At 73.9% G+C, this 23,403-nt stretch carries 18 protein-coding genes; 4 read left to right on the top strand and 14 right to left on the bottom strand.

All coding sequences use genetic code 11. From position 1 onward, the window contains the following. Window positions 1-67 precede the first annotated feature (67 nt). Window positions 68-865, bottom strand: a complete 798-nt coding sequence (gene lipB, locus ACSP97_RS10910) for a lipoyl(octanoyl) transferase LipB (RefSeq protein WP_180331403.1) — start codon at window positions 863-865, stop codon at window positions 68-70. A 229-nt stretch (window positions 866-1,094) separates the two neighbouring features. Here lipB and ACSP97_RS10905 point away from each other — a divergent pair, with 229 nt between their 5' ends. Beyond that, on the top strand, window positions 1,095-2,570 hold the full coding sequence (locus ACSP97_RS10905; protein ID WP_355144010.1) for a regulator: 1,476 nt from the start codon (window positions 1,095-1,097) through the stop codon (window positions 2,568-2,570). An 18-nt stretch (window positions 2,571-2,588) separates the two neighbouring features. Here ACSP97_RS10905 and ACSP97_RS10900 read toward each other — a convergent pair whose 3' ends face one another. Continuing rightward, window positions 2,589-3,953, bottom strand: a complete 1,365-nt coding sequence (locus tag ACSP97_RS10900; RefSeq protein ID WP_355144008.1) for an NAD(P)/FAD-dependent oxidoreductase — start codon at window positions 3,951-3,953, stop codon at window positions 2,589-2,591. A 278-nt stretch (window positions 3,954-4,231) separates the two neighbouring features. On the opposite strand from ACSP97_RS10900, the gene ACSP97_RS10895 reads away from it, so the two are divergent. Continuing rightward, on the top strand, window positions 4,232-4,720 hold the full coding sequence (locus ACSP97_RS10895) for an N-acetyltransferase family protein (RefSeq protein WP_440557282.1): 489 nt from the start codon (window positions 4,232-4,234) through the stop codon (window positions 4,718-4,720). A gap of 16 nt (window positions 4,721-4,736) precedes the next feature. On the opposite strand, the gene ACSP97_RS10890 is transcribed toward ACSP97_RS10895, so the two are convergent. Continuing rightward, window positions 4,737-5,918 carry a MarP family serine protease gene (locus ACSP97_RS10890; protein WP_440557281.1) on the bottom strand — a complete coding sequence of 394 codons (1,182 nt, stop codon included), beginning with the start codon at window positions 5,916-5,918 and terminating at the stop codon, window positions 4,737-4,739. Between the two features lie 365 nt (window positions 5,919-6,283). Here ACSP97_RS10890 and ACSP97_RS10885 point away from each other — a divergent pair, with 365 nt between their 5' ends. Further along, window positions 6,284-7,042 (top strand): peptidoglycan recognition protein family protein, encoded by a 759-nt coding sequence (locus ACSP97_RS10885; protein ID WP_440558399.1) that lies wholly within the window; start codon window positions 6,284-6,286, stop codon window positions 7,040-7,042. Here the strand turns inward: ACSP97_RS10885 and ACSP97_RS10880 are convergent. The 8 genes from ACSP97_RS10880 to ACSP97_RS10845 form a co-directional block, all read right to left on the bottom strand. Beyond that, window positions 7,009-7,527 carry a DUF4240 domain-containing protein gene (locus ACSP97_RS10880; protein WP_355144001.1) on the bottom strand — a complete coding sequence of 173 codons (519 nt, stop codon included), beginning with the start codon at window positions 7,525-7,527 and terminating at the stop codon, window positions 7,009-7,011. The genes ACSP97_RS10885 and ACSP97_RS10880 overlap by 34 nt on opposite strands. Before the next feature lie 54 nt (window positions 7,528-7,581). After that, window positions 7,582-8,565: a helix-turn-helix transcriptional regulator gene (locus tag ACSP97_RS10875; RefSeq protein ID WP_355143999.1), complete on the bottom strand. Its 984-nt coding sequence runs from the start codon at window positions 8,563-8,565 to the stop codon at window positions 7,582-7,584. An 83-nt stretch (window positions 8,566-8,648) separates the two neighbouring features. Then, a complete protein-coding gene (aceE, locus tag ACSP97_RS10870; protein ID WP_355143997.1) occupies window positions 8,649-11,351 on the bottom strand; it encodes a pyruvate dehydrogenase (acetyl-transferring), homodimeric type in 2,703 nt (900 codons plus the stop codon). A 303-nt stretch (window positions 11,352-11,654) separates the two neighbouring features. After that, entirely contained in the window at window positions 11,655-12,278 is a 624-nt protein-coding gene (locus tag ACSP97_RS10865) for a GntR family transcriptional regulator (protein WP_440557278.1), read from the bottom strand. 209 nt (window positions 12,279-12,487) lie between these two features. Then, a complete protein-coding gene (sucB, locus tag ACSP97_RS10860) occupies window positions 12,488-14,323 on the bottom strand; it encodes a 2-oxoglutarate dehydrogenase, E2 component, dihydrolipoamide succinyltransferase (RefSeq protein WP_440557276.1) in 1,836 nt (611 codons plus the stop codon). A gap of 60 nt (window positions 14,324-14,383) precedes the next feature. Further along, window positions 14,384-15,772: a dihydrolipoyl dehydrogenase gene (lpdA, locus tag ACSP97_RS10855; protein ID WP_440557274.1), complete on the bottom strand. Its 1,389-nt coding sequence runs from the start codon at window positions 15,770-15,772 to the stop codon at window positions 14,384-14,386. 313 nt (window positions 15,773-16,085) lie between these two features. Further along, entirely contained in the window at window positions 16,086-17,627 is a 1,542-nt protein-coding gene (locus ACSP97_RS10850) for a leucyl aminopeptidase (protein WP_391869944.1), read from the bottom strand. Window positions 17,628-17,842: 215 nt separating this feature from the next. Continuing rightward, entirely contained in the window at window positions 17,843-18,628 is a 786-nt protein-coding gene (locus ACSP97_RS10845) for an adenosylcobinamide-GDP ribazoletransferase (RefSeq protein ID WP_440557272.1), read from the bottom strand. 64 nt (window positions 18,629-18,692) lie between these two features. On the opposite strand from ACSP97_RS10845, the gene ACSP97_RS10840 reads away from it, so the two are divergent. Next, complete coding sequence (locus ACSP97_RS10840) at window positions 18,693-19,460, top strand: hypothetical protein (protein WP_382013083.1); 768 nt, start codon at window positions 18,693-18,695, stop codon at window positions 19,458-19,460. Between the two features lie 43 nt (window positions 19,461-19,503). Here the strand turns inward: ACSP97_RS10840 and ACSP97_RS10835 are convergent, their stop codons facing one another. The 3 genes from ACSP97_RS10835 to cobT form a co-directional block, all read right to left on the bottom strand. After that, the gene (locus ACSP97_RS10835) at window positions 19,504-20,226 is read right to left on the bottom strand and encodes a hypothetical protein (RefSeq protein WP_355143983.1); all 723 of its coding nucleotides are present in this window, start codon (window positions 20,224-20,226) and stop codon (window positions 19,504-19,506) included. A 24-nt stretch (window positions 20,227-20,250) separates the two neighbouring features. After that, complete coding sequence (locus ACSP97_RS10830; protein WP_364728340.1) at window positions 20,251-22,047, bottom strand: phosphatidylglycerol lysyltransferase domain-containing protein; 1,797 nt, start codon at window positions 22,045-22,047, stop codon at window positions 20,251-20,253. A 91-nt stretch (window positions 22,048-22,138) separates the two neighbouring features. After that, window positions 22,139-23,299: a nicotinate-nucleotide--dimethylbenzimidazole phosphoribosyltransferase gene (gene cobT / locus ACSP97_RS10825; protein ID WP_440557269.1), complete on the bottom strand. Its 1,161-nt coding sequence runs from the start codon at window positions 23,297-23,299 to the stop codon at window positions 22,139-22,141. Window positions 23,300-23,403: the final 104 nt, after the last annotated feature.

Here is a 23,403-nt window from a genome sequence, read left to right as displayed (position 1 = left end):
GTGTTCTTCACGCCCTGGCGATGAGGCAACCTCATGACCGCAGGGCACATTCCCTCGGCGGGGTCGGTCAGGCCGACGCCTTCTCGATCGGCCTCGGCCGCAGGTCCGCGTTCTCCAGGACCTCCCGCAGGTGCTTCTCCACCACCGGCACGACCTCCTCCACGGTGACCTCGCGGCCCAGCTCCCCGGCGAGGGAGGCCACGCCCGCGTCGCGGATGCCGCACGGGATGATGCGGTCGAACCACTTCATGTCGGGATTCACGTTGAACGAGAAGCCGTGCATGGTGACGCCCTTGGCGACGCGGATGCCGATCTGGGCGATCTTGCGGTCCTCGCGGCGCTGGCCCGCGTTGGACGGGGCGTACTCGGGGCCGTTCAGCCGGGGGTCGAACTCCTCGTCGGTCAGCCGCGGGTCGAAGTCGAGGGAGAGGCCGCCGAGCGAGGGCCGCTGCTCGACGGGGTCGCCGAGCACCCAGACGCCGCTGCGGCCCTCGACCCGGGTGGTCTCCAGGCCGAACTCGGCGCAGGTGCGGATCAGGGCCTCTTCGAGGCGCCGTACGTGCGCGACCACGTCCACCGGGCGCGGGAGCTGCTGGATGGGGTAGCCCACCAGCTGGCCCGGACCGTGCCAGGTGATCTTGCCGCCGCGGTCCACGTCGATGACCGGGGTGCCGTCCAGCGGGCGCTCGCTGTCCTCGGTGCGCCGCCCGGCCGTGTACACCGGCGGGTGCTCCAGGAGCAGCACGGTGTCCGGGATCTCACCGGCGAACCGGGCCGCGTGCACGCGGCGCTGCTCGTCCCAGGCCTCCTGGTAGTCGACGGCATCCGCGCCGAACCCCATGCGGACGAACCGCAACTCACTCACGGCAAGCGCCTCCCTCGGTGTCAGGCATGTCACGCGCCCACGCCACTGTACGTCCGTCCGTGGCACGTCAGCTCTGCGGGCGGCCCTCACACGAACGGATGAATGAACGCCGAAGCATCCGGGCCGGTGTTCACTCTCCGCTACATTCACGCCGTTCGTACGGCCAAATGGGCTGCTCACAGGCAAACCCGGCACTTCACTGGCCCGGAGGCAGGAGACCGCACCACAGATGACGGACCGACCCGCGCAGCGCACCCCCAACCGTCAGCTCGCCGCGCTCATCGCAGAGGCGGGGTTCTCCAACGCGGGTCTGGCCCGGCGCGTCGACCAGCTCGGCCTCGAACACGGGCTGGACCTGAGATACGACAAGACCTCCGTCACCCGCTGGCTGCGCGGTCAGCAGCCCAGGGGCACCACCCCGGCCCTGATCGCCGAGGTCTTCACCCGCCGGCTCGGCCGTCGGCTCACGGCGCAGGATCTCGGTCTGGACGCGTGTGCGCCGGTGTACGCCGGGCTGGAGTTCGCGGCCAGCCCGGAGGAGGCCGTGGACATCGTCAGCGGGCTGTGGCGCAAGGACTCCGGCAGCCACGCCGAGCTGCGCAAGATCGCGTTCACCCCGGCGGGGCTCGTCGTGCCCAGCCGGGACTGGCTGATCGGCCGGCCCGACGACCGGGTGGCCCGGGAGCCGGCGCCCCGGGTGCCCGCGCAGGGGCGGCCGGCCGGGGTCAGGACACCGGTGCGGGGCCCGGCGGCGCCAGTGGCCCGCACCCGGGCGCGCGGACCGCTGGAGCGCGTCCCCGGCCACCGGGTCGGCGGCGGCGACATCGCGGCGCTGCGCTCGGTGGGCGAGCTGTTCCGCGCCCTGGACGACCGGTTCGGCGGCGGGCACGCCCGGCAGGCGCTGGTGCGGTACCTGGAGCACGAGTGCGAGCCGATGCTGCGCGGCAGCTACGACGAGCAGACCGGGCGGCGGCTGTTCGCGGCCGCCGCCGATCTGACCCGGCTCGCGGGCTGGACGTCGTACGACATCGCCGCGCACGGGCTGGCCCAGCGCTACTTCGTGCAGGCCCTGCGGCTGGCCCAGGCCGCGGGGGACCGGCCCTACGGCTCCTTCGTGCTGGTCACCATGAGCCGGCAGGCCGTCTACCTCGGGCACGGCAGGGAGGCGGTGCAGCTGGCGCGGGTCGCCCAGCAGGGGATCGGCACCGGCGGGCCGCCGGCGGTGCAGTCCCTGCTGCACGCCGCCGAGGCCCGGGCGCACGCGGTGCTCGGGGAGGTGCGGGCGTGCACCGCGGCGCTGGTGCGGGCCGAGCGCGCCCTGGAGGCGGCCCGGCCCGGGGACGAAGTGCCGTACTGGGCGCGGTTCTTCGACGAGGCGCAGCTCGCGGACGAGCTCGGACACTGCCACCGCGACCTCCAGCAGTACCGGGCGGCCGCCCAGCACGCCGAGCGCTCCCTCCAGTTGCGGTCCCCGGCGTACGCCCGCAGCCGGCTGTTCTGCCGGGTCGTGCTCGCCACGGCCCGGCTCGGCCTCGGCGAACTCGACCAGGCCTGCGCGCTGGCGGCCGAGGCCGCGGCCCAGGCGGCCGACATGCGCAGCGCCCGGGCCATCGAGTACATCCGCGACTTCGAACGCCGCCTGGAGCCCCACAAGGACGCCGCTCCGGTCAGGTCCTACCGGGAGAAGGCGGCGGTGCTGGGCTGATGCCGTTGCGCCGCCGGCTCAGGCCGCCTCGGGCAGCGTGGGCGCCGGGTCGGCCCGGTGGATGGAGCCGGCGGCGCCCAGATCGCTCAGCAGGGCCCGCACCGCCCGGTGGGAGGAGTGCAGGGCGCCCTGGACGGTGCTGGTGTCGCGGTGGTCGCCGCAGACGTAGAGGCCGGCCAGGAGCCGTACCGGGCGGCGCAGGTCGTGCGGCGGGCGCATCACCGGTATCGCCTCCGGAGTGTGGTGCACGGCCAGCGTCTCCCAACGGCGCGTGGAGGTGCCGTAGAGCCGCGAGAGGTGGATGCGCACCGCCGTGTCCACGCCCTCCGGCGGGGTGCCGAGCACCGTCGAGGAGATCAGCACCCGCCCGGCCGGCGCCCGGCTCGGGTCCACGTTGCTGAGCACCGAGGTGTGCGCCACCGGCCCGCCCCGGTCCGCGTCCAGCAGCAGCGACGACCCGGTGGCGAAGGCCGCCGCGGGCTCGTCCGTGGTGTGGTGGACCACCGTCACCGGGTGGAACTCCGGCACCCTGAGCCCCGGCAGCAGTTCCGCCGCGGCGCGCGCGTCGGTCGCCAGCAGCACCGCCCGGCAGCGGATCTCCCCGTGCTCGGCGGTGGCCACCGAGGTCGTGGAGACCGAGGTGACCCGCACCCCGGTGTGCACGGTCCCCGGCGGCAGGGCCCGCGCGAGCAGCTCCGGCAGCACCTCCGCGCCGCCCTCGGGCACACACAGCCGCCCGCTCGCGAAGGCGCGCAGCGCGAGGTCGGCGCACCTGCTGGAGGTGGTCAGCCCGGGGTCGCACAGCAGCGCGGCGAGCAGCGGCCGCAGAAAGCCCTCGACGGTGCGGGCCGGCACGCCCCGGGCCGCGAGCGCCTGGGCGGCGGGCAGTTCCGGACGGGCGAGGAGCCGTTCGACCGGTGTCGCGGCGATCCGGCTCAGCGCCGCGCCCAGCCGCGCCTGGTCCATCGCCCCGCCCACCGGCGCCCCGCCCCGGCCGGGCGGCGCCGCGGCACCCCTCGGGGCGCTCGCCAGGGCGCGCACCGCATGGAGTGCGCCCCTTGCGCTCCCTCCGCCCGCCGGCGCGCCCGCCCGGTGCACGCGCCCGTCGCGGTGCAGCAGGACGCCCGGCGCGAAGCGCCGCAGGACCAGGGAGTCCAGCCCCGGCGTCAGCCGGAGTGCGGGATACGACGTGGACAGCAGCTGTCCGATGCGGTCGAGCCGGAAGCCGTCGACCTTCTCCGTCGACATACGGCCGCCCGCGTAAGGGGCGGCCTCCAGGACTGCGGTCGTTACTCCTGCGCTGGTGAGCCGGTGTGCCGCCGAGAGACCGGCGATTCCGGCTCCCACGATGACGACGTCCACCTGGTTCGCGGGCTCAAGCACGAGGCCCCTCCTGCTGTGGTTGCGCGGCCGGTGGAGGCGTCACGCCCCGACCGGCCCCAGGGATACCCGAGTTCGCGTCGAGTATCAGTGCCGTGATCGGTCGTAAGGAGTCGCGCATCGGCAGGGCACGGTCGCATAGAGGTCGCATTCAGTCACATCCGTTCCGCGGGCCGCAGAGCATCCCCCGCGCGCCACGGCAGAGCCCTCGCAGAGTGCCCCCCGCCGCCGGTGCGGAAACCCGGTGGGCCGCCGGGAACCGCCGCCTTAAGGTGATCACCATGCCCGAGCCGCACATACGCCCCGCCGTGCCCGCCGACGACGAGCACCTCGCCCTCCTCGACGGGTCCCTCTGGTCCACCCTGCACGCGGTCACGCCCCGCTTTGAGCCGCCGTACCCGCCGTTCTTCGGCGAGCGCCACCCCGCCGAGGAGTTCCTCGTCGCCGAGGTGGACGGGCGCGTGGCCGGCTACGTCCGCCTCACCCAGACGATCCCGCTCGCCTCCCACACCCACGTGCTCAGCATCCAGGGCTTCGCGGTCGCCGAGCAGGCCCGCGGCCGGGGAGTGGGCCGCGCGCTGATCCGGGCCGCCGTCGCCGAGGCCCGTGCGCGCGGGGCGCGCCGCCTCACCCTGCGCGTGCTCGGCCACAACACCCCGGCCCGGAAGCTCTACGAGTCCGAGGGCTTCGCCGTGGAGGGCGTCCTGCCCGGCGAGTTCCTGCTCGACGGCGCCTACGTCGACGACGTCTGCATGGGCCGCTCCCTGTGACGCCACGGGCGCCGCGTCAGCCCACCAGCGCGCCCGTGTCCACCGGTTCGGTCGCCGTGGCCGCCCGCCGGGCGTCCTGCGCCACCTCGGCCGCCGTCAGCACGTACCCCGTCTCGGCGTCCGAGGTGGAGCGGGCGAAGACCACCCCGAACACCCGCCCGTCCGTGGTCAGCAGCGGGCCGCCGGAGTTGCCCGGCCGGACCGTGGAACGGATCGAGTAGATCTCCCGGGTGACCGCGCCGTCGCTGTAGATGTTCTGCCCGGTCGCCCGCACCAGGTTCCCCACCGTCGCCGCCTGCAGGTTCAGGCCGCCGTCCTGCGGATAGCCCGCCACCACGGCCGAGTCCCCGCGCGAGGCACCGGTGTCGAAGCGCAGCACCGGCGCGCGCAGCCCCGGTACGTACAGCACCGCCACGTCCCGGTCGGGGTCGAAGAGCACCACCCGGGCCGGGTACGCCATCCCGACCCCGCCCACCCGCACGCTCGGGTGCGCGATGCCCGCCACCACGTGCGCGTTGGTCATCACCCGCTCCGAAGCGAAGACGAAGCCGCTGCCCTCCCGGCCCTCGCTGCCCGAGACGCCCTCGATCTTCACCGTGCTCAGCTTGGCGGCGGTCGCCGCGGCGGCCGTCACACTGTCGCCGGTGGGGCGCGGCACCCGGGCCGTCGACTCGTTCTCGAACGGGTTGAAGACCTGCGGGAAACCCGCGTCCGTCAGCGCCGAGGTGGCCCGCGAGAACCAGGCGGGGGTGGTGTCCGGCATCGTCCGCTGCACCGCGCCCAGCAGCGAGGAGTCCCGGATCGCCGTGGTCAGCGCGGGCGAGGGGGCCGCGCTGAGCACGCTCGCCGCCACCCAGGCCACGAGCAGCACGGCGACCGCGTTGGCCGCCGCGCCCCCGATCCCGTCCACCACCCGCAGCGGGCCCCGGTCCAGGCCGCCGCGCAGCCGCAGCGCGAGCCGGCCCGCCAGTTCGTGCCCCACCGCGGCGGGCACCAGCACGGTCAGCACGGCGAGCACCGTCGCCGCCGCCGAGCCCCGGGCCACGTGGCCCGTCACCCAGGGCAGCGCCCACACGCCGACGACCGCGCCGCCGACGAACCCGGCCAGCGACACACAGCCGGCCACCAGGCCGCGCCGGTACCCCGACGCGGCGTACAGCAGGATCACCAGCACCAGCAGCAGGTCGAGCAGGTCCACGGAGCCGCCTTTCTCTCGGGCACCGGCACGCGCCGTCGGGCCCGTCGAACGGTCACAGGTACATGATCGGCCGCCGGAGGCGAACCGGCCACGCGTGCCGGTACCACCGGAAACGTCCCGGACCGGGACGATGGTTCCGCCAGGTGGCACAGCGCACATCGCGGGCGCGGGTGGGCGGCCCGAGAGTGGGGGCCATGCCCCTCGTCCGAAGAGCCCGAACAGCCCGGGTCAGGTGCCCGGGAGACCGGGGAGACCGGAGGGCCCCCCGGCCCCGGAAGGCCCGGGGAACCCGGTCGGTGCCCGCCGCGCGGCGGCCCCGGCTCCCCGGACCGCCGCTGGTGCTGGTGGGCTCCCTGCCCGGCCTGATGGCCCTCCTCGTGGTCGCCCTGTACGCGTGGGGCGGATCCCGGCCCACCCGGATCCCGCCCGACCGGCCCGCCGCCCTCGACCTCGGGCGCACGGCCGCCGTCCACCGCGCCGGCCGGCCGCTCATCGTGCCCCGCTCCGTCTGGGCCGGCGCCACCGCCGGGCACTCCCAGCCGCCGCCGCGCTACGACGACAAGGTGATCGCGGTCTTCGTGCACCACACCGACTCGCCCAACGACTACCGGTGCGCCGACACCCCCGAGATCATCCGCCGCCTGTACGCCGGGCAGACCGGCCAGCGGCGGTGGGACGACATCGGCTACAACTTCCTCGTCGACCGCTGCGGCACCGTCTACGAGGGCCGCGCCGGGGGCACCGACCGGCCCGTCGTCGGCGCCCACGCGCAGGGCTTCAACCACCGCACCGCCGGGATCGCCGCCATCGGCACCTTCACCGCGGGCGTGCCGGTGCCGCGCGCCCTGACCGACGCCATCGCCGCCCTGGCCGCCTGGAAGCTGGGCCTGTCCGACGTCGATCCGCGCGCCCGGGTGCGCCTGGTCTCCAGCAACGGCCTGAGCCGCTTCCGCGCCGGCACCACCGCCGTCCTGCCCGCCGTGTCCGGACACAACGACGGCTTCATGACCAGCTGCCCCGGCGCCGCCCTCACCGCCCGCCTGCCCGAGATCAGACAGACGGCCGCGCGCCTCCAGGGCCGGACCGGGCCTCAGCCCCTGAACCGGTCCCACAGCCGCGGGTAGCGCGCCGCGAGGGCCGACTCGTCCTCGAAGTCGACCGGGGCGCCGGCCGGTTCCGCGGGCGCGGGCGGCAGACCCAGGTCCGCCGCCACGGTGCCGGTGAGTTGCTCGTACGCCTCGTCGGCCGCGTAGCCCAGCTCCTCGCCGTCGCCGTCGACCTCCTCGTCGAAGTCGTCCAGCAGCTCCGCCAGCGCGTCCGGGTCCTGGAGGGCGCCCTCGAACACCTCCCGGCCCTGGCCGATCAGCCAGCACCGGAAGAAGTCGAACGCGTCGTCGCTCGCCCCGTCCAGCAGCACCCAGGCGGCGCCCCACAGGTCCCAGCGGTAGGCGCGGTTGTAGCGGGCCTCGAAGTGACGGGCGAAGTCCAGGACCTGCTCCGGGTCCAGCTGGACCAGCCGGTCCACCAGGAGTTCGGCCTGGTCCTCGGGATCGCCCTCGGCGGCCTCACGGGTGGTGTCGACCAGCGCCCAGAACTCCGTCTCGTCCATCACCGCTCCAGCATCGGGCCTCGGCCCCCCGGACGCACGCGGAGGTAAGGCCGCTCACGCCCCCGCGCCCCCGTACAACTCCGCGAGCCGGGCCGCGTCCCGCGCGAACCGCTCCCGCAGGCTCCGCGGCGCCAGCACCTCCACCTCCGGCCCGAGCGCGGTCAGCTGGGCGTGCGCGATCTCCTCCGACTCCACGGGCAGCGTCACCGTCACCCACCCCGCCTCGTCGGGCTCCCCGGCATCCGCCAGCCCCTCCCGCGCCGACAGCGCCTCGACGGCGTACGGCAGCCTGCGCACACCCTCCGGGGACAGCCGCACCACCGCCTGGGCGCGCAGGATCGACCGTGCGAACCGCTCCGCCTGGGCCGCCCAGTAGCCGGGCAGGTCGAAGTCCTCGTCGCGCCGGAAACGGGTGTCGGCCGGCACGACGGCGGTGAAGCGGTCGACGCGGTACGTACGGAAGGCGTCCGCGTCCGGCACCCGGGCGCACAGGTACCAGGCGCCCGCCTTCAGCACCAGCCCGTACGGCTCCAGCAGCCGCTCCACCTCGCCGTCGCCGCGCCGGTAGCGGGCCGTGACGCACAGGTCGTCCCACACCGCCTCGGCGACCGCCGGCAGCAGCGCGGGGGTCTCGGGCTCGCGGAACCAGCCGGGCGCGTCCAGGTGGAAGCGCTGGGCCGCCGTGCGCGGGGCGTCCCGCAGGGCGGGCACCAGCGCAGCCGACACCTTCAGCCGGGCCGCCGACGCCGCGTCCGCGAGCCCCATGTCCCGCAGCGCGCCCGGCACCCCGCTGAGGAACAGCGCCTCGGCCTCGCTGCGCCCGAGCCCGGTCAGCCGCGTCCGGTACCCGCCGACCAGGCGGTACCCGCCGGCCCGGCCCCGGTCCGCGTACACCGGCACCCCCGCCTCGGACAGCGCCACCGCGTCCCGCGTCACCGTGCGCTCCGACACCTCCAGCTCCCGCGCGAGTTCGCCGGCGGTCATGGACGCCCGCGCCTGGAGAAGCAGAACCATCTTGATGAGCCGCGCCGCACGCATGGGGACATCATGCCGGGCGGCACCGACAAGGAAGGGGCACGGCGATTCGCCGTACCCCTTCCCCCGCTTGTGCCGACCGGTGACTACAGGCCGTACTTCTCCCGGGCCTCCTTCACCGCCGTCGCCTTGACCTCGCCGCGCCGGGCGAGCTGGGCGAGGGCGGCGACGACGATGGACTCCGCGTCCACGCCGAAGTGGCGGCGGGCCGCCGGCCGGGTGTCGGAGAGGCCGAAGCCGTCCGCGCCCAGCGAGGACCAGTCCTGCTCCACCCACTGCGCGATCTGGTCCGGGACCTGGCGCATGTAGTCGGAGACCGCGAGGACCGGGCCCTCGGCACCCTGGAGCGCCTGGCGTACGAACGGCACGCGCTCCTCGCCGCGCAGCAGGGCGGCGTCCGCCTCCATCGCGTCACGGCGCAGCTCGGACCAGGAGGTCGCCGACCAGACGTCGGCCGCGACGCCCCACTCCTCGGCGAGGAGCTTCTGCGCCTGGAGCGTCCAGTGGATCGCCGTGCCGGAACCCAGCAGCTGGATGCGCGGGGCGTTGGCCGGGACGGTGACGCCCGCCGACTCCGCCGTGTTGAAGCGGTACAGGCCCTTGACGATGCCCTCGTCGATGCCCGCGACGCCCGGCTTCGCCGGCTGCGGCAGCGGCTCGTTGTAGACGGTCAGGTAGTAGAAGACGTTCTGGTCCTCGCCCGGCTGCGCCTCGCCGTACATCCGGCGCAGACCCTCGCGCACGATCACCGCGATCTCGTAGGCGAACGCGGGGTCGTACGTCAGCGCCGCCGGGTTGGTCGCGGCGATCACCGGCGAGTGGCCGTCGGCGTGCTGGAGGCCCTCGCCCGTCAGCGTGGTACGGCCCGCCGTCGCACCCACCAGGAAGCCGCGGCCGAGCTGGTCGCCGAGCTGCCACATCTGGTCGGCGGTGCGCTGCCAGCCGAACATCGAGTAGAAGATGTAGAACGGGATCATCGCCTCGCCGTGCGTCGCGTACGCGGTGGACGCGGCGATGAAGTCGGCCATCGACCCGGCCTCGGTGATCCCCTCGTTGAGGATCTGGCCGTTCTTGGCCTCCTTGTAGAACATCAGCTGGTCGCGGTCGACCGGCTCGTACGTCTGGCCCTTGGGGGAGTAGATCCCGAGCGACGGGAAGAGCGACTCCATACCGAAGGTGCGTGCCTCGTCGGGGACGATCGGCACCCAGCGCTTGCCCGTCTCCTTGTCGCGCACCAGGTCCTTGACCAGGCGGACGAAGGCCATGGTGGTGGCCACGTTCTGCGAGCCGGAGCCCTTGTCGAAGGACGCGAACGCCTTCTCGGCGGGGGCCGGCAGCGGGGCCAGCGGGTGCGTGCGACGGGCCGGGGCGGGACCGCCCAGGGCCGCGCGGCGCTCCTGGAGGTAGCGCACCTCGGGGGAGTCGGCGCCCGGGTGACCGTAGGGCACCACGCCGTCGACGAAGTCGCTGTCCTTGATCGGCAGTTCGAGCAGGTCGCGCATCGCCTTGAACTCGTCCACCGACAGCTTCTTCATCTGGTGGTTGGCGTTCTTCGACGCGAAGCCCTCGCCCAGGGTGTGGCCCTTGACCGTCTGGGCGAGGATCACGGTCGGCGCGCCCTTGTGCTCGACGGCCGCCTTGTACGCCGCGTAGACCTTGCGGGCCTCGTGACCGCCGCGCGAGAGGTGGAAGCACTCCAGGATCTTGTCGTCCGAGAGCAGCTTCGCCATCTCGACCAGCGCCGGGTCGGCGCCGAAGAAGTCCTGGCGGATGTAGGCGGCGTCGCGGGTCTGGTACGTCTGCACCTGGGCGTCCGGCACCTGGCGCAGCCGGCGGACCAGCGCGCCCGTGGTGTCCAGGGCGAACAGCTCGTCCCAGGCGGTGCCCCACAGCGTCTTGACGACGTTCCAGCCGGCGCCGCGGAACTGGGCCTCCAGCTCCTGCACGATCTTGAAGTTGGCGCGGACCGGGCCGTCCAGGCGCTGCAGGTTGCAGTTGATGACGAAGGTGAGGTTGTCCAGCTCCTCACGGGCGGCGAGCGCGAGGGCCGCCGTCGACTCCGGCTCGTCCATCTCGCCGTCGCCGAGGAACGCCCATACGTGCGAGGACGAGACGTCCTTGATGCCGCGGTTGGTGAGGTAGCGGTTGAAGCGCGCCTGGTAGATCGCGGACAGCGGGCCGAGACCCATGGAGACCGTGGGGAACTCCCACAGCCAGGGCAGCCGGCGCGGGTGCGGGTAGGACGGCAGGCCGTTGCCGCCGGCCTCCTGGCGGAAGTTGTCCAGCTGCGCCTCGGACAGGCGGCCGTCCAGGAAGGCGCGGGCGTAGATGCCGGGGGAGGCGTGGCCCTGGATGTACAGCTGGTCGCCGGAGCCGTCGCCCTCCTTGCCCTTGAAGAAGTGGTTGAAGCCGGTCTCGTAGAGCCAGGCGGCGGAGGCGAAGGTGGCGATGTGGCCGCCGACGCCGTGCTTGCTGCCCCGGGTCACCATGGCGGCCGCGTTCCAGCGGTTCCAGGCGGTGATGCGGGCCTCCAGCTCCGGGTCACCGGGCACGGCCGGCTCGGCGGAGGTGGGGATGGTGTTGACGTAGTCCGTCTCCAGCAGCTTCGGCAGCGCGATGCCGCCCGCCTCGGCGCGCTCCAGCGTGCGGCGCATCAGGTACGCGGCGCGATGCGGGCCCGCCTCCCTGGCCACGGCGTCCAGGGAGGCCTGCCACTCGGCGGTCTCCTCGGGGTCGCGGTCCGGGAGCTGGTCCAGCTCGCTCGGCTGGATGGCGTTGGGGTCGGTCATGTCGCCGCCTTCCTCAGTCGAAGGGGGTTCCCTCACAGGCAAGGGTTCGGGGGTGCCCTAGGTCTTTGGCAGGACAGGGCAGAGGACTTCGGGTGGAAGTCCGTCCGTGACTGTAACTCCCTGATCGATGATCGATCAAAGGGTGGAGAGGGAAAATCTCTCGATTTCAAGAAAGTCGGCACCCGGTGCCTTGGAAGGGGGCACCCGGTGCCGGGTTTGATCAGGGAATTCGCAGGTGAGCGGGGACGTGCCCAGGTACGCCGGAGTAGCCGTCCCGGCTGCCTCCGGGTGCGCCGGGGAGCCTCAGGCGCGCGGGGCGCAGCCCAGGACGTGCGCCTTCACCAGCTCCGCGATCCGCGCATCCCGGCGCTTGAAGGCCTGCACCAGTTCGTCGTGCTCCTCGGCGTACGACTGCTGCACCGTGCCCAGCCAGCGGATCGACAGCGCCGTGAAGACCTCGATGCCGAGCCCCTCCCAGGTGTGCAGCAGCACCGAGTTGTCGGCGGCGCGGACCAGTTCGCGGTGGAAGGCCACGGTGTGCCGGACCTGGGCGGTGCCGTCGGCCGCGCTGTCGGCCTCGTACAGGGCCAGCACATGGGGCTCCAGGGCCGAGCAGTCCTGGGCGAGACGGTCCGCCGCCAGCTCCGCCGCGATCGCCTCCAGACCGGCCCTGACCGGGTAACTCTCCTCCAGGTCGGCCGCGGTCAGATTGCGCACCCGCACACCCTTGTTGGGCGCGGACTCGATCAGCCGCAGCGACTCCAGCTCGCGCAGCGCCTCCCGCACCGGGGTCTGGCTGACCTCCAGCTCGGTGGCGATGCGCCGTTCCACGATCCGCTCGCCCGGCTGCCAGCGCCCGCTGACGATTCCCTCCACGATGTGCTCGCGGATCTGTTCGCGCAGCGAGTGGACTACGGGCGCGGTCATGAGGGCTCCTCCCGGGGACAGACATTTAGACAATACGGCGGCTTCGCTCCGCGGGTAGGGCGCGTGGGGATGCTTTTGCGCAGGTGAGACAAGGCTTACACGGGGTGCGGGGGCGCAAACGGCGCATACGCTCCCAGCCGTGGAAAACGCCGGTGCCCCCGTCCGGAAGTTCCGGACGGGGGCACCGGCGTGTGCGGGGTGACCGGGGATTACAGGCCGAGCTCGACCTCGAACTCGCCGGCCTCCAGGATCGACTTGACGGCCGTCAGGTAACGGGCCGCGTCGGCGCCGTCGACCAGGCGGTGGTCGTAGGAGAGGGTCAGGTACGTCATGTCGCGGACGCCGATGACCGTGCCCTCCTCGGTCTCGATGACCGCCGGACGCTTGACCGTGGCACCGATGCCGAGGATCGCGACCTGGTTCGGGGGCACGATGATCGTGTCGAACAGCGCGCCGCGCGAACCGGTGTTGGAGATGGTGAAGGTCGCGCCGGACAGCTCGTCCGGGGTGATCTTGTTGGCGCGGACCTTGCCCGCCAGCTCCGCCGTGGCCTTGGCGATGCCCGCGATGTTGAGGTCGCCGGCGTGCTTGATGACCGGGGTCATCAGGCCCTTCTCGGAGTCCACCGCGATACCGACGTTCTCGGTGTCGAAGTAGGTGATCGTGCCCTCGGCCTCGTTGATCCGGGCGTTGATGACCGGGTGGGCCTTCAGCGCCTGGGCGGCGGCCTTCACGAAGAACGGCATCGGGGAGAGCTTGACGCCCTCGCGGGCCGCGAACGAGTCCTTCGCCTGGGCGCGCAGCTTCATCAGACGGGTGACGTCGACCTCGACGACCGACGACAGCTGGGCCTGCTCGTGCAGCGCCTTGACCATGTTGTCGCCGATGACCTTGCGGATGCGGGTCATCTTGACGGTCTGGCCACGCAGCGGGGAGACCTCCAGCGCCGGGGCCTTCTTGGCGGCCGGGGCGGCCGCGGCGGCCGGAGCCGGAGCGGCGGCGGGGGCCTTCGCGGCCTCGGCGGCGGCGATGACGTCCTGCTTGCGGATGCGGCCGCCGACGCCGGTGCCCTTGACGGTGGCCAGGTCGACGCCGTTCTCGGCGGCGAGCTTGCGCACCAGCGGGGTCACGTACGCGCCCTCGTCCGTCGCCTGGGTGGCGGTCGGGGAGGTCGGCGCGGTCGCCGGGGTGACCGGGGCCGGGGCGGGAGCCGGGGCCTGGGCCGGAGCGGCGGGCTGCGCCGGGGCGGCGGGGGCCGGGGCCGGAGCCGCGGGGGCGGCCGGAGCCGGGGCGGGAGCGGCCGGGGCGGGAGCGGCCGGGGCCGCCGGGGCGGCGGGAGCCGGAGCCGGGGCCGGAGCCTCGGCGGCCGGGGCCGGGGCCGGGGCGGCCGGAGCCGGAGCGGCGGCCGGGGCGGCACCCGGGGCGCCGATGACGGCGAGCTTGGCGCCGACCTCGGCGGTCTCGTCCTCGCCGACCACGATCTCCAGCAGCACGCCGGAGGTGGGCGCCGGGATCTCGGTGTCGACCTTGTCCGTGGAGACCTCGAGCAGCGGCTCGTCGGCCTCGACGGAGTCGCCCACCGACTTCAGCCAGCGGGTGACGGTGCCCTCGGTGACGGACTCGCCGAGCGCGGGCAGGACCACGTCCGTGCCCTCGGCGCCACCGGCCGGAGCGGCGGGGGCGGCCGGGGCCTCGGGGGCCGGGGCGGGGGCCGGGGCCTCGGCCACCGGAGCGGCGGCCGGGGCCGGAGCCTCGGCGGCCGGGGCCTCGGCGGCGGCCGGGGCCGGGGCGGCGGCGGGGGCACCGGTGCCGTCGTCGATCACGGCCAGCTCGGCGCCGACCTCGACCGTCTCGTCCTCGGCGACCTTGATGGAGGCCAGCACGCCGGAGGCAGGGGAGGGGATCTCGGTGTCGACCTTGTCGGTCGAGACCTCGAGCAGCGGCTCGTCGGCCTCGACGCGCTCGCCCTCGGCCTTCAGCCAGCGGGTGACAGTGCCCTCGGTGACGCTCTCACCGAGCGCCGGAAGGGTTACGGAAACCGCCATGGTTTCGGTTGCTCCTTACGAATTGCGGAAGTCTGTGTCGTCGCGCCCGTTGACCAAAGGTCAGTCGTGGGAGTGCAGCGGCTTTCCGGCCAGGGCCAGGTGGGCCTCGCCGAGCGCCTCGTTCTGCGTCGGGTGGGCGTGGATGAGCTGGGCGACCTCGGCCGGCAGCGCTTCCCAGTTGTAGATCAGCTGGGCCTCGCCGACCTGCTCGCCCATGCGGTCGCCGACCATGTGGACGCCGACCACGGCACCGTCCTTCACCTGGACGAGCTTGATCTCGCCCGAGGTGTTGAGGATCTTGCTCTTGCCGTTGCCCGCCAGGTTGTACTTCAGAGCGACGACCTTGTCCGCGCCGTAGATCTCCTTGGCCTTGGCCTCGGTGATGCCGACGGAGGCGACCTCCGGGTGGCAGTACGTCACCCGCGGGACACCGTCGTAGTCGATCGGAACGACCTTCAGACCGGCCAGGCGCTCCGCCACCAGGATGCCCTCGGCGAAGCCGACGTGCGCGAGCTGGAGGGTCGGGACGAGGTCACCGACGGCGGAGATGGTCGGGACGTTGGTCCGCATGTACTCGTCGACCAGGACGTAGCCCCGGTCCATGGCGACACCCTGCTCCTCGTAGCCGAGGCCCTGGGAGACCGGGCCGCGGCCGACGGCGACGAGGAGGACCTCGGCCTCGAACTCCTTGCCGTCGGCCAGCGTGACCTTGACGCCGTCCTGCGTGTACTCGGCCTTCTGGAAGAAGGTGCCGAGGTTGAACTTGATGCCGCGCTTGCGGAACGCGCGCTCAAGAAGCTTCGAGCTGTTCTCGTCCTCGACCGGGACGAGGTGCTTCAGGCCCTCGATGACGGTGACGTCGGCACCGAAGGACTTCCACACGGAGGCGAACTCGACGCCGATGACACCGCCGCCCAGGATGATCGCGGACTTCGGCACGCGGTCCAGGACGAGGGCGTGGTCGGAGGAGATGATCCGGTCGCCGTCGATCTCCAGGCCCGGCAGCGACTTCGGCACGGAGCCGGTCGCCAGCAGGACGTGGCGGCCCTGGATGCGCTGGCCGTTCACATCGACGGAGGTCGGGGAGGACAGCCGGCCCTCGCCCTCGACGTACGTCACCTTGCGGGACGCGATCAGACCCTGCAGACCCTTGTAGAGGCCGGCGACCACGCCGTCCTTGTACTTGTGGACGGCCGGGACGTCGATGCCCTCGAGGGTGGCCTTGACGCCGAACTGCTCGCTCTCGCGGGCCTGGTCGGCGATCTCGCCCGCGTGCAGCAGGGCCTTGGTGGGGATGCAACCCCGGTGCAGGCAGGTACCGCCGACCTTGTCCTTCTCGATCAGGGCGACGTCCAGGCCCAGCTGCGCCCCGCGCAGGGCCGCGGCGTAACCACCGCTACCACCGCCGAGGATCACTAGGTCGAAAACGGTGCTGGCGTCGTTCGCCACGTCACGTCCTCCATGCATGTGCGCCTTGCGCCGATCTCCGATGACCGGCGGGCGGCTGGTGTCCGGCCGCTTGATGCTTCGGCCCTTCGGTGGGGGCCCTGTCCTGCCGGGCTCCATCTTTGCACTTGTTGGAGGTGTACGAGTCGCCGGGCCGGTGTGTGAGACGTCCCACGTTCCCGGGAAACGGACGGGAACGCGCGGACGGTACGCGCGCGGGAAGCGGACGGAAAAGGGGCGCGGGCGACCGCGCGAGCGGTCTCCCGCGCCCCCTCGCCGGGGCCGCGCACCGTGCGACCGAGCCGGTGGGCGGGCGTCAGCCCAGGTCACCCTCGGCCGTCAGCTCCGCGAGGCGGACCAGCGTGCGCACCGCCGTGCCCGTGCCGCCCTTCGGCGTGTACCCGAAGGGGCCGCCCTCGTTGAACGCCGGGCCGGCGATGTCGAGATGCGCCCAGGCGATGTCCTCGCCCACGAACTCGCGCAGGAAGAGACCGGCGAGCAGACCGCCGCCCCACCGCTCGCCGACGTTGGTCATGTCGGCGACCTGGGACTCCAGGCCCTTGGCCAGGTGCTCCGGCATCGGCATCGGCCAGGCCGGCTCGCCGACCTCCTCGGCGGCCTCGTACACCGTGGTGCGGAACGCGTCGTCGTTGGCCATGACGCCCAGCGTCCGGGTGCCCAGCGCCACCATCATCGCGCCGGTCAGCGTGGCGACGTCCACGATCGCGTCCGGCTCCTCCAGGGAGGCCGCCCACAGCGCGTCCGCGAGCACCAGCCGGCCCTCGGCGTCGGTGTTGAGCACCTCCACCGTCTTGCCGCTGTACATGCGCAGCACGTCACCGGGGCGCACCGCCGAGCCGGACGGCATGTTCTCGGCCAGCGCCAGCCAGCCGGTGACGTTGGTCTCCAGGCCGAGCCGGGCCGCGGCGACGACGGCGGCGAACACGGCGGCGGCGCCGGCCATGTCGCACTTCATCGTCTCGTTGTGACCGGCCGGCTTCAGGGAGATGCCGCCCGAGTCGTAGGTGATGCCCTTGCCGACGAAGGCGAGGTGCCGCTCCGCGTTCGGATGCGTGTACGCCACCTTGACCAGGCGCGGAGCCGACGCGGAGCCGCCGCCGACGCCGAGGATGCCGCCGTAGCCGCCCTTGGTCAGCGCCTTCTCGTCGAGCACCTGCACCTTCAGGCCGTGCTCCTTGGCCGCGGCCTGCACGATCTGGGCGAAGGCCTGCGGGTTGAGGTCGTTCGGCGGGGTGTTGACCAGGTCGCGGGCGCGGTTCAGCTCCTCGGAGACCGCGACGGCGCGGGCGACGGCACCCTTGTGGGCGGCGTCGCGCGGCTTGCCGCCGAGCAGCGTGGCCTCGGCCAGCGGGGCCTTGCCGTTCCTGGCGCGGGCACTCCTGGCCGCGCCGTTCTCCTTGTACGCGTCGAAGGAGTACGCGCCGAGGAGCACGCCCTCGCCGATCGCCTCGATGGCGCCGGGGCCGTCGACGGGCAGCGCGAACGCGGCCTTCTTGCGGCCGGCGAGCGCGCGGGCGGCCGTACCGGCGGCCTTGCGCAGGGTCTCCGCGGCGAAGCCGGGCTCGTCGTCCTCGGCGTCCGGCTCCGCGCCCAGGCCCACCGCCACCAGGAGCGGGGCCTTGAAGCCCGCGGGGGCGGGCAGCTTCGTCAGCTCGCCCTCGGCACCCGAGGCGCCCAGGGTCTCCAGGACGCCGGCCAGCTTGCCGTCGTAGGCCTGGTCCACGGCTTCGGCGCCCGGCGCGACGACGGGTCCCTTGGCGCCCTTGGCGACACCGATCACGATCGCGTCGGCCCGCAGGCCGGGCGCCGCGGCGGTGCTGAGAGTCAGAGCAGTCACGGTGGTGAGTTCTCGCTTCCGATGTGAAGTTGCTGTGGCCGAAATGGTGTGGGTCGACCGGGCCCGAGAGCCGACCCTAGGTCCAGGCCTGGGGACACATGGCATCCGGGGTCTTCACCCTGTCGGCGAACACCCGGCACGAGGTTACGCGTGTGCGCCCGATTGCTCACGCCTGAGGGTGTTTCGGATGTCCCGCCGATGGCGTCGCCGAGCGGTCAGGGCGCGAGGGCCAGCACCACCAGCGCCGTCGTCGCGGCCGTCTCCGCGAGGGCGCCGAACACGTCGCCGGTGAGCCCGCCGAAGCGGCGGACGCAGCGGCGCAGCAGCAGTTCGGCGGCGGCGAGGGCGAGCAGCACGGCGGCTGCGGCGCGCCATCCGCCGTGCGGGCCGAGGGCGGCGCCCCAGCCGGACGCGGCGGCCGTGCACAGCGCCGTGAGCGCCAGCGCGCCCGGCACCGGCACCACCCCGGCGACCGCCGCGCCGAGTCCCTCCGGCCGGGCGGCCGGCACCCCGGTGCGGGCGGCCAGGGTGAGCGCGAGCCGGGCGGCCACCGCGGAGGTCACCGCGGCCGCCGCGCCCCGCGCCCACGAGTAGCCGAACAGCTGCGCGAGCACGGCGACTTGGGCGAGCAGCACCAGGACCAGGGTGAGCACCCCGAACGGGCCGATGTCCGACTGCTTCATGATGCGCAGCGCGTCCGCGGCGGGCTTGCCGCTGCCCAGCCCGTCGGCGGTGTCGGCGAGCCCGTCCAGGTGCAGTCCCCGGGTCAGCGCGGCGGGGACGGCGACCGAGCCGACGGCGGCGAGCAGCGGGCCCGCGCCGAGGAACAGCAGGACCAGTCCGAGGGCCGCCGCGAGGGCGCCGACGACCAGTCCGACGGCGGCGGCGGCGAGCATGCCCCCGCGGGCCGCCCCGCGGTCCCAGCGGTGCACCCGCACGGGGAGCACGGTGAGGGTGCCGAAGGCGAAACGGAGACCGTCGAACGCGGAGGACGTGCGCATCGGCGCAGGTTACCCGGCCGCCGTGGGCCGCCCGGGGCGAGGGCACCGGGGATAAAGTGCGCACATGGGGCACTGGTGGGTGCGGAACATCATCGAACCGGGCAAGCTTCCGCTGCTGCTCGCCCTCGCCGCCTTCGTCCTGACCTTCGCCGTCACCCGGGTGATCACCCGCCTGATCCGGGCGGGCAGGGGCCCGTTCCGCAACGTCAGCGCGGGCGGCCTGCACATCCACCACGCCGTCCCCGGGGTCGTGCTCGTCATCATCGGCGGCTTCGGCGCGTTCGCCGGCGACCGGCACGGCGTGGGCGAGGCGCTCGCCGCCGTGGTGTTCGGAGTCGGCGCGGGGCTGGTCCTGGACGAGTTCGCGCTGATCCTGCACCTGGACGACGTGTACTGGACCGAGGAGGGCCGCAAGAGCGTGGAGGCGGTGGTGCTCACCGCGGCCCTCGTGGCCCTGCTGCTGGCCGGGTTCGCGCCGTTCGGCGTCAACGACCTCACCGCGCAGGAAGTCGCCGACCGGGGCACCGTCATCGCCAACATCTGCGCCAACTTCGTGCTCGCGCTGGTCGCCCTGAGCAAGGGCAAGGCCCGGCTCGCGGTGTTCGGCGCGATCGTCCCGCTGGTCGCGCTGTTCGGCGCGGTCCGCCTGGCCCGCCCGGGCTCCCCGTGGGCCCGCCGGTTCTACGGCCACCGGCCCCGCGCGCGTGCCCGCGCCATCCTGCGCGCCTACCGCCACGACCGCCGGTGGTCCCGTCCCGGCCGCGCCCTGGAGGACTGGATCGGCGGCCGCCCCGACCCGAAGCCGCCCCGGCTGCCCGAGGGGCGCCGCTGAGGGGCGGTGTCCCTTGGCGGCCCGCCGTCGTGCCCCGCCCCCTTCAGGACCCGACCGGTGGCGGGCCGGCGTGGGCGCGGGGCCGGCCGGGCGGGCGCCGCCGCCGGAGGAGGCCGGGGCGGGCGCGGCGGGCCGCCACCGCCAGGCACAGCGAGCCCACGGCCATCAGGGCGGCCAGGTGCTCCTTGCCGGCCAGGTTCTCCTTCAGCAGCACCTCGGCGACCATCGCCACGGTCACCGCGCCCGCCGTGTGATAGGCGCCGTGCCGCCAGGCCACGAACACCGCGAGGCCCACCACGGCGGCCGACGGGCCGGTGTCCACCACCTGCGCGTCCGTCCACGGCAGCCCGAACGGGGCGTGCGCGCCCAGCGCGATGCCGATGCGCGCGTACAGGGTCCCGGCGAGCGTGGCGAGGTAGGCGATGACCAGCGTCCGCCACCAGCCCAGGCACAGCTCGGCGATCCCGAACACCAGCAGGATCTGCGCCAGCGCGCCCCACACCGGCAGGTCGAGGGCGGGCACGAACAGCGACAGCGGGGTGCGCAGCAGCCCCAGCCACAGCGGGTCCTCGGCCCGCACCGCGCCGAGGTCCTGCACCAGCCGGAACCCCCACGGCCGGTTCTGCACGAACTGCAGCAGCGCCGTCAGCGACACCGCCGCGGCGGTCACCGGCATCGCCCGCGGGCGCGGCCCCGGCAGGGGCCCGCGTACGGTGCCGTACAGCGGTCCCCACTCGGCGCGGGCCCAGCGGGCGAACGATCCCATGCGCTCTTCCCTACCCCGGTACGGTCATCGACGGCCGCCCAGCTGCCTGCGGTGCAGCCACTTGGGCAGCCCCGGCGCCTCCAGGAAACCCTCCGCGCGGGCCGAGGCGAGGCCGATGCGCGGCAGGTCCGCGCTCTTCTCGAAGAGCAGGAACCGCGGCTCCCAGATGGGCCGGTACTTGGCGTTGGCGCGGTACAGCGACTCGATCTGCCACCAGCGGGAGAAGAAGCTGAGCAGCGACCGCCACAGCCTGAGCACCGGTCCGGCGCCCAGCCGTGCCCCCCGTTCGAAGACCGAGCGGAACATCGCGAAGTTCAGCGAGACCTGTGTGACCCCGATCTCCGCGGAGCGCCGCAGCAGTTCGATGACCATGAACTCCACCAGCCCGTTCTCGGCGTCCCGGTCGCGGCGCATCAGGTCCAGCGACAGCCCGCTCGGCCCCCAGGGCACGAACGACAGCAGCGCCCGCGGCCGGCCCCGCGCGTCCGTGCACTCCAGCATCACGCAGCGCCCGTCCTCGGGGTCCCCGAGCCGGCCGAGAGCCATGCTGAACCCGCGCTCGGTCGCGCCGTCCCGCCAGTCGTCCGCGCGCTCGACGAGCAGCGCCATCTCGTGCGCCGGGATGTCCTCGTGGCGCCGGACGCGCACCTCGTACCCCGCGCGCTTCACCCGGTTGTAGGCCTGCCGCACGGTGCGCATCGCCCGCCCCTCCAGGGTGAAGTCGGCGACCTCCACGATCGCCTCGTCCCCGAGCTCCAGCGCGTCCAGGCCGTGCCGGGCGTACACGGTGCCCGCCTCCTCGCTCGCCCCCATCACCGCCGGGATCCAGCCGTGTGCCCGCGCCTTCGCGAGCCACGGCACGATCGCCCCGGGCCAGGCCTCCGGATCGCCCAGCGGGTCCCCGGAGGCGAGGCTCACCCCGCCGACGACCCGGTAGGCGACGGCCGCCTTGCCGGTCGGCGACCACACCACGCTCTTCTCCCGGCGCAGCGCGAAGTAGCCCAGCGAGTCCCGCTCGCCGTGCCGCTCCAGCAGCGCCCGCAGCCGTTTCTCGTCGTCCGCGGTGAGCGGGTCCACGGCCCGCCGGGAGCGGAAGGCGGCGTAGAAGACGGCGAGCACCAGGGCCGTACTGAGCACGTTGATCGCGACATTGGCCCAGTTGGGCGGGGCGATGCCGGGGAAGTGGTGCTCGTCGGCGGAGACCGAGACCAGCCGCAGGGCGCCGAAGTGCCAGCGTTCCGGGAAGGTCGAACGGGCCGCGTCGGGCGCCTCGTTGGTGACCGTCACCAGCAGCCCGGCCAACAGGGAGGCGAGTGCCCCGCCGCAGACGGCGACCGTGGCCGCGAGCCGGGGGTTGGCGCGGTCGCCCTTGGCGTAGAACTCCCGCCGACCCACGAGCAGCGCCCCGACGAACGCGGCCGTCAGCACCAGCGAGACCCAGTTCTGCGCGTACCGGTGGATCTCCGGGAACGCCATGGCGAACGCGAACAGCGCGAGGAAGGCACCGCTGAGCACCAGGTTGAGGATCCACGCGGCGCGCTTGCGGCGCCGCATCGTGATCGCCAGGAACGTGGTGAACACCCCGGAGGCGAAGCCGGCGGTCAGCAGGTACGGCGTGAAGAAGTCGTCCTGGTTGTGCCGGCGCACGTCCTGGTAGAGCGAGACCCACACCGCGGTGAGGAAGTTGACGAAGGCGACGGTGCGCAGGTACCAGACGGCGAAGGCGGCGGCCCGCCGGGACGCCCCGCCGCCCCGCCGCTCCTCCTCGACCGAACCCCCCGCCTCCACACGCTGCGACACGGCAATCCGGGCATCTCCCATGGCAAAGGATCTTATGGGGGCTGCCCCGGCGAACCGGACTTATCCGGTGAACCGCTTGTCAAACCGGCCAGTTGGACGGGGGTGGCGCGCCCTACTCCGCGGACCCCTCCGGCCGCTCGCCGGCGTCCGGCTCCTCCTGGCCGTCGGCGTCCTTCCGGCCGCCGGCTTCCTTCTCGCCGTCGGCCGCCTGCTCGTCCTCCGGCTTCTCCGGCTTCTCCGGCAGCTCCGCGGCCAGCGCCGCCGCGGCCTGGACCAGCGGCAGGGCCAGCAGCGCGCCCAGGCCCTCGCCGGTCTTCACGCCCTGCGTCAGCAGCGGCTCCAGCGCCATCCGGTCCAGGGCCTTGGCCTGGCCCGGCTCCCCGCTGTCGTGCGCGGCCAGCCACCAGTCCGGCGCCCGGAAGGCGACCCGCTGCGCGACCAGCGCACACGCGGTGGTCACCACCCCGTCCAGGATCACCGGCAGCTTCCGCACCGCGCACTGGAGCAGGAACCCCGTCATCGCCGCGAGGTCCGCCCCGCCCACGGTCGCCAGCAGCTGCAACTGGTCCCCGAGCACCGGCCGCGCCCGGCGCAGCGCGTCCCGGATCGCCGCGCACTTGCGCATCCACGTCAGGTCGTCGATCGGCTGCCCGCCCCGCCCGGTCACCACGGACGCGTCGGTCCCGCACAACGCCGCGACCAGCACCGCGGCCGCGGTGGTCCCGCCCACGCTGACATCGCCGAGCACCACCAGGTCGGTGCCGGAGTCCGCCTCCTCGTCGGCCACGGCCATGCCCGCCCGCACCGCCGCCTCCGCCTCGTCCAGGGTGAGCGCGTCCTCGATGTCGATACGGCCGCTGCCGCGCCGCACCCGGTGCCGGGTGACCTCCTCGGGGAAGGCGTCCGGGTCGCAGTCCAGGGCCATGTCCACGACCCGTACCGGCACCTGGAGCCGGCGCGCGAGCACCGCGGCGGGGCTCGCGCCCTCCAGTACGTCCCGCACCAGCCGCTCCGCGTCGCCCGCGGGCCGCGCCGAGACGTCCAGCGCGGCGATGCCGTGGTCACCCGCGAAGAGGACCAACCGCGGCCGCTCGACGGTCCGTACCGGTACGGCGTGCTGCGCGGCGGAGAGCCATTCGCCCAGCTCGTCCAGGCGCCCCAGCGCTCCGGGCGGCACGATCCGGCGCTCCCGCCGGGCCTCGGCGTCGCGGCGCACGCCCGCGTCCGGGCGCTCGATCAGATCGGTGAAGTCGTCCAGATCAATCCTGCTCATTCGCCGAACAGTACCGCCCGGGAGCGAACGTCCCGGCGCCACATCGACGCGATGTCATTGCGTCCTGGATCGCCATCCCATACGTTCCGTTTTGCCGCGAAATG

It is taken from the genome of Streptomyces sp. SCPE 10 (assembly GCF_051980735.1).
Lineage (GTDB): Bacteria > Actinomycetota > Actinomycetes > Streptomycetales > Streptomycetaceae > Streptomyces > Streptomyces misionensis.
This window is presented reverse-complemented; position numbering and strand designations above follow the sequence as displayed.

What these genes read in the sequence shown, in the direction of transcription:
- ACSP97_RS10905 (WP_355144010.1), top strand. Translation starts at nt 1,095, where the DNA reads ATGACGGACCGACCCGCGCAGCGCACCCCCAACCGTCAGCTCGCCGCG.
- ACSP97_RS10895 (WP_440557282.1), top strand. Translation starts at nt 4,232, where the DNA reads ATGCCCGAGCCGCACATACGCCCCGCCGTGCCCGCCGACGACGAGCAC.
- ACSP97_RS10885 (WP_440558399.1), top strand. Translation starts at nt 6,284, where the DNA reads ATGGCCCTCCTCGTGGTCGCCCTGTACGCGTGGGGCGGATCCCGGCCC.
- ACSP97_RS10880 (WP_355144001.1), bottom strand. Translation starts at nt 7,527, where the DNA reads ATGGACGAGACGGAGTTCTGGGCGCTGGTCGACACCACCCGTGAGGCC.
- ACSP97_RS10875 (WP_355143999.1), bottom strand. Translation starts at nt 8,565, where the DNA reads ATGCGTGCGGCGCGGCTCATCAAGATGGTTCTGCTTCTCCAGGCGCGG.
- aceE (WP_355143997.1), bottom strand. Translation starts at nt 11,351, where the DNA reads ATGACCGACCCCAACGCCATCCAGCCGAGCGAGCTGGACCAGCTCCCG.
- ACSP97_RS10865 (WP_440557278.1), bottom strand. Translation starts at nt 12,278, where the DNA reads ATGACCGCGCCCGTAGTCCACTCGCTGCGCGAACAGATCCGCGAGCAC.
- sucB (WP_440557276.1), bottom strand. Translation starts at nt 14,323, where the DNA reads ATGGCGGTTTCCGTAACCCTTCCGGCGCTCGGTGAGAGCGTCACCGAG.
- ACSP97_RS10845 (WP_440557272.1), bottom strand. Translation starts at nt 18,628, where the DNA reads ATGCGCACGTCCTCCGCGTTCGACGGTCTCCGTTTCGCCTTCGGCACC.
- ACSP97_RS10840 (WP_382013083.1), top strand. Translation starts at nt 18,693, where the DNA reads ATGGGGCACTGGTGGGTGCGGAACATCATCGAACCGGGCAAGCTTCCG.
- ACSP97_RS10835 (WP_355143983.1), bottom strand. Translation starts at nt 20,226, where the DNA reads ATGGGATCGTTCGCCCGCTGGGCCCGCGCCGAGTGGGGACCGCTGTAC.
- ACSP97_RS10830 (WP_364728340.1), bottom strand. Translation starts at nt 22,047, where the DNA reads ATGGGAGATGCCCGGATTGCCGTGTCGCAGCGTGTGGAGGCGGGGGGT.
- cobT (WP_440557269.1), bottom strand. Translation starts at nt 23,299, where the DNA reads ATGAGCAGGATTGATCTGGACGACTTCACCGATCTGATCGAGCGCCCG.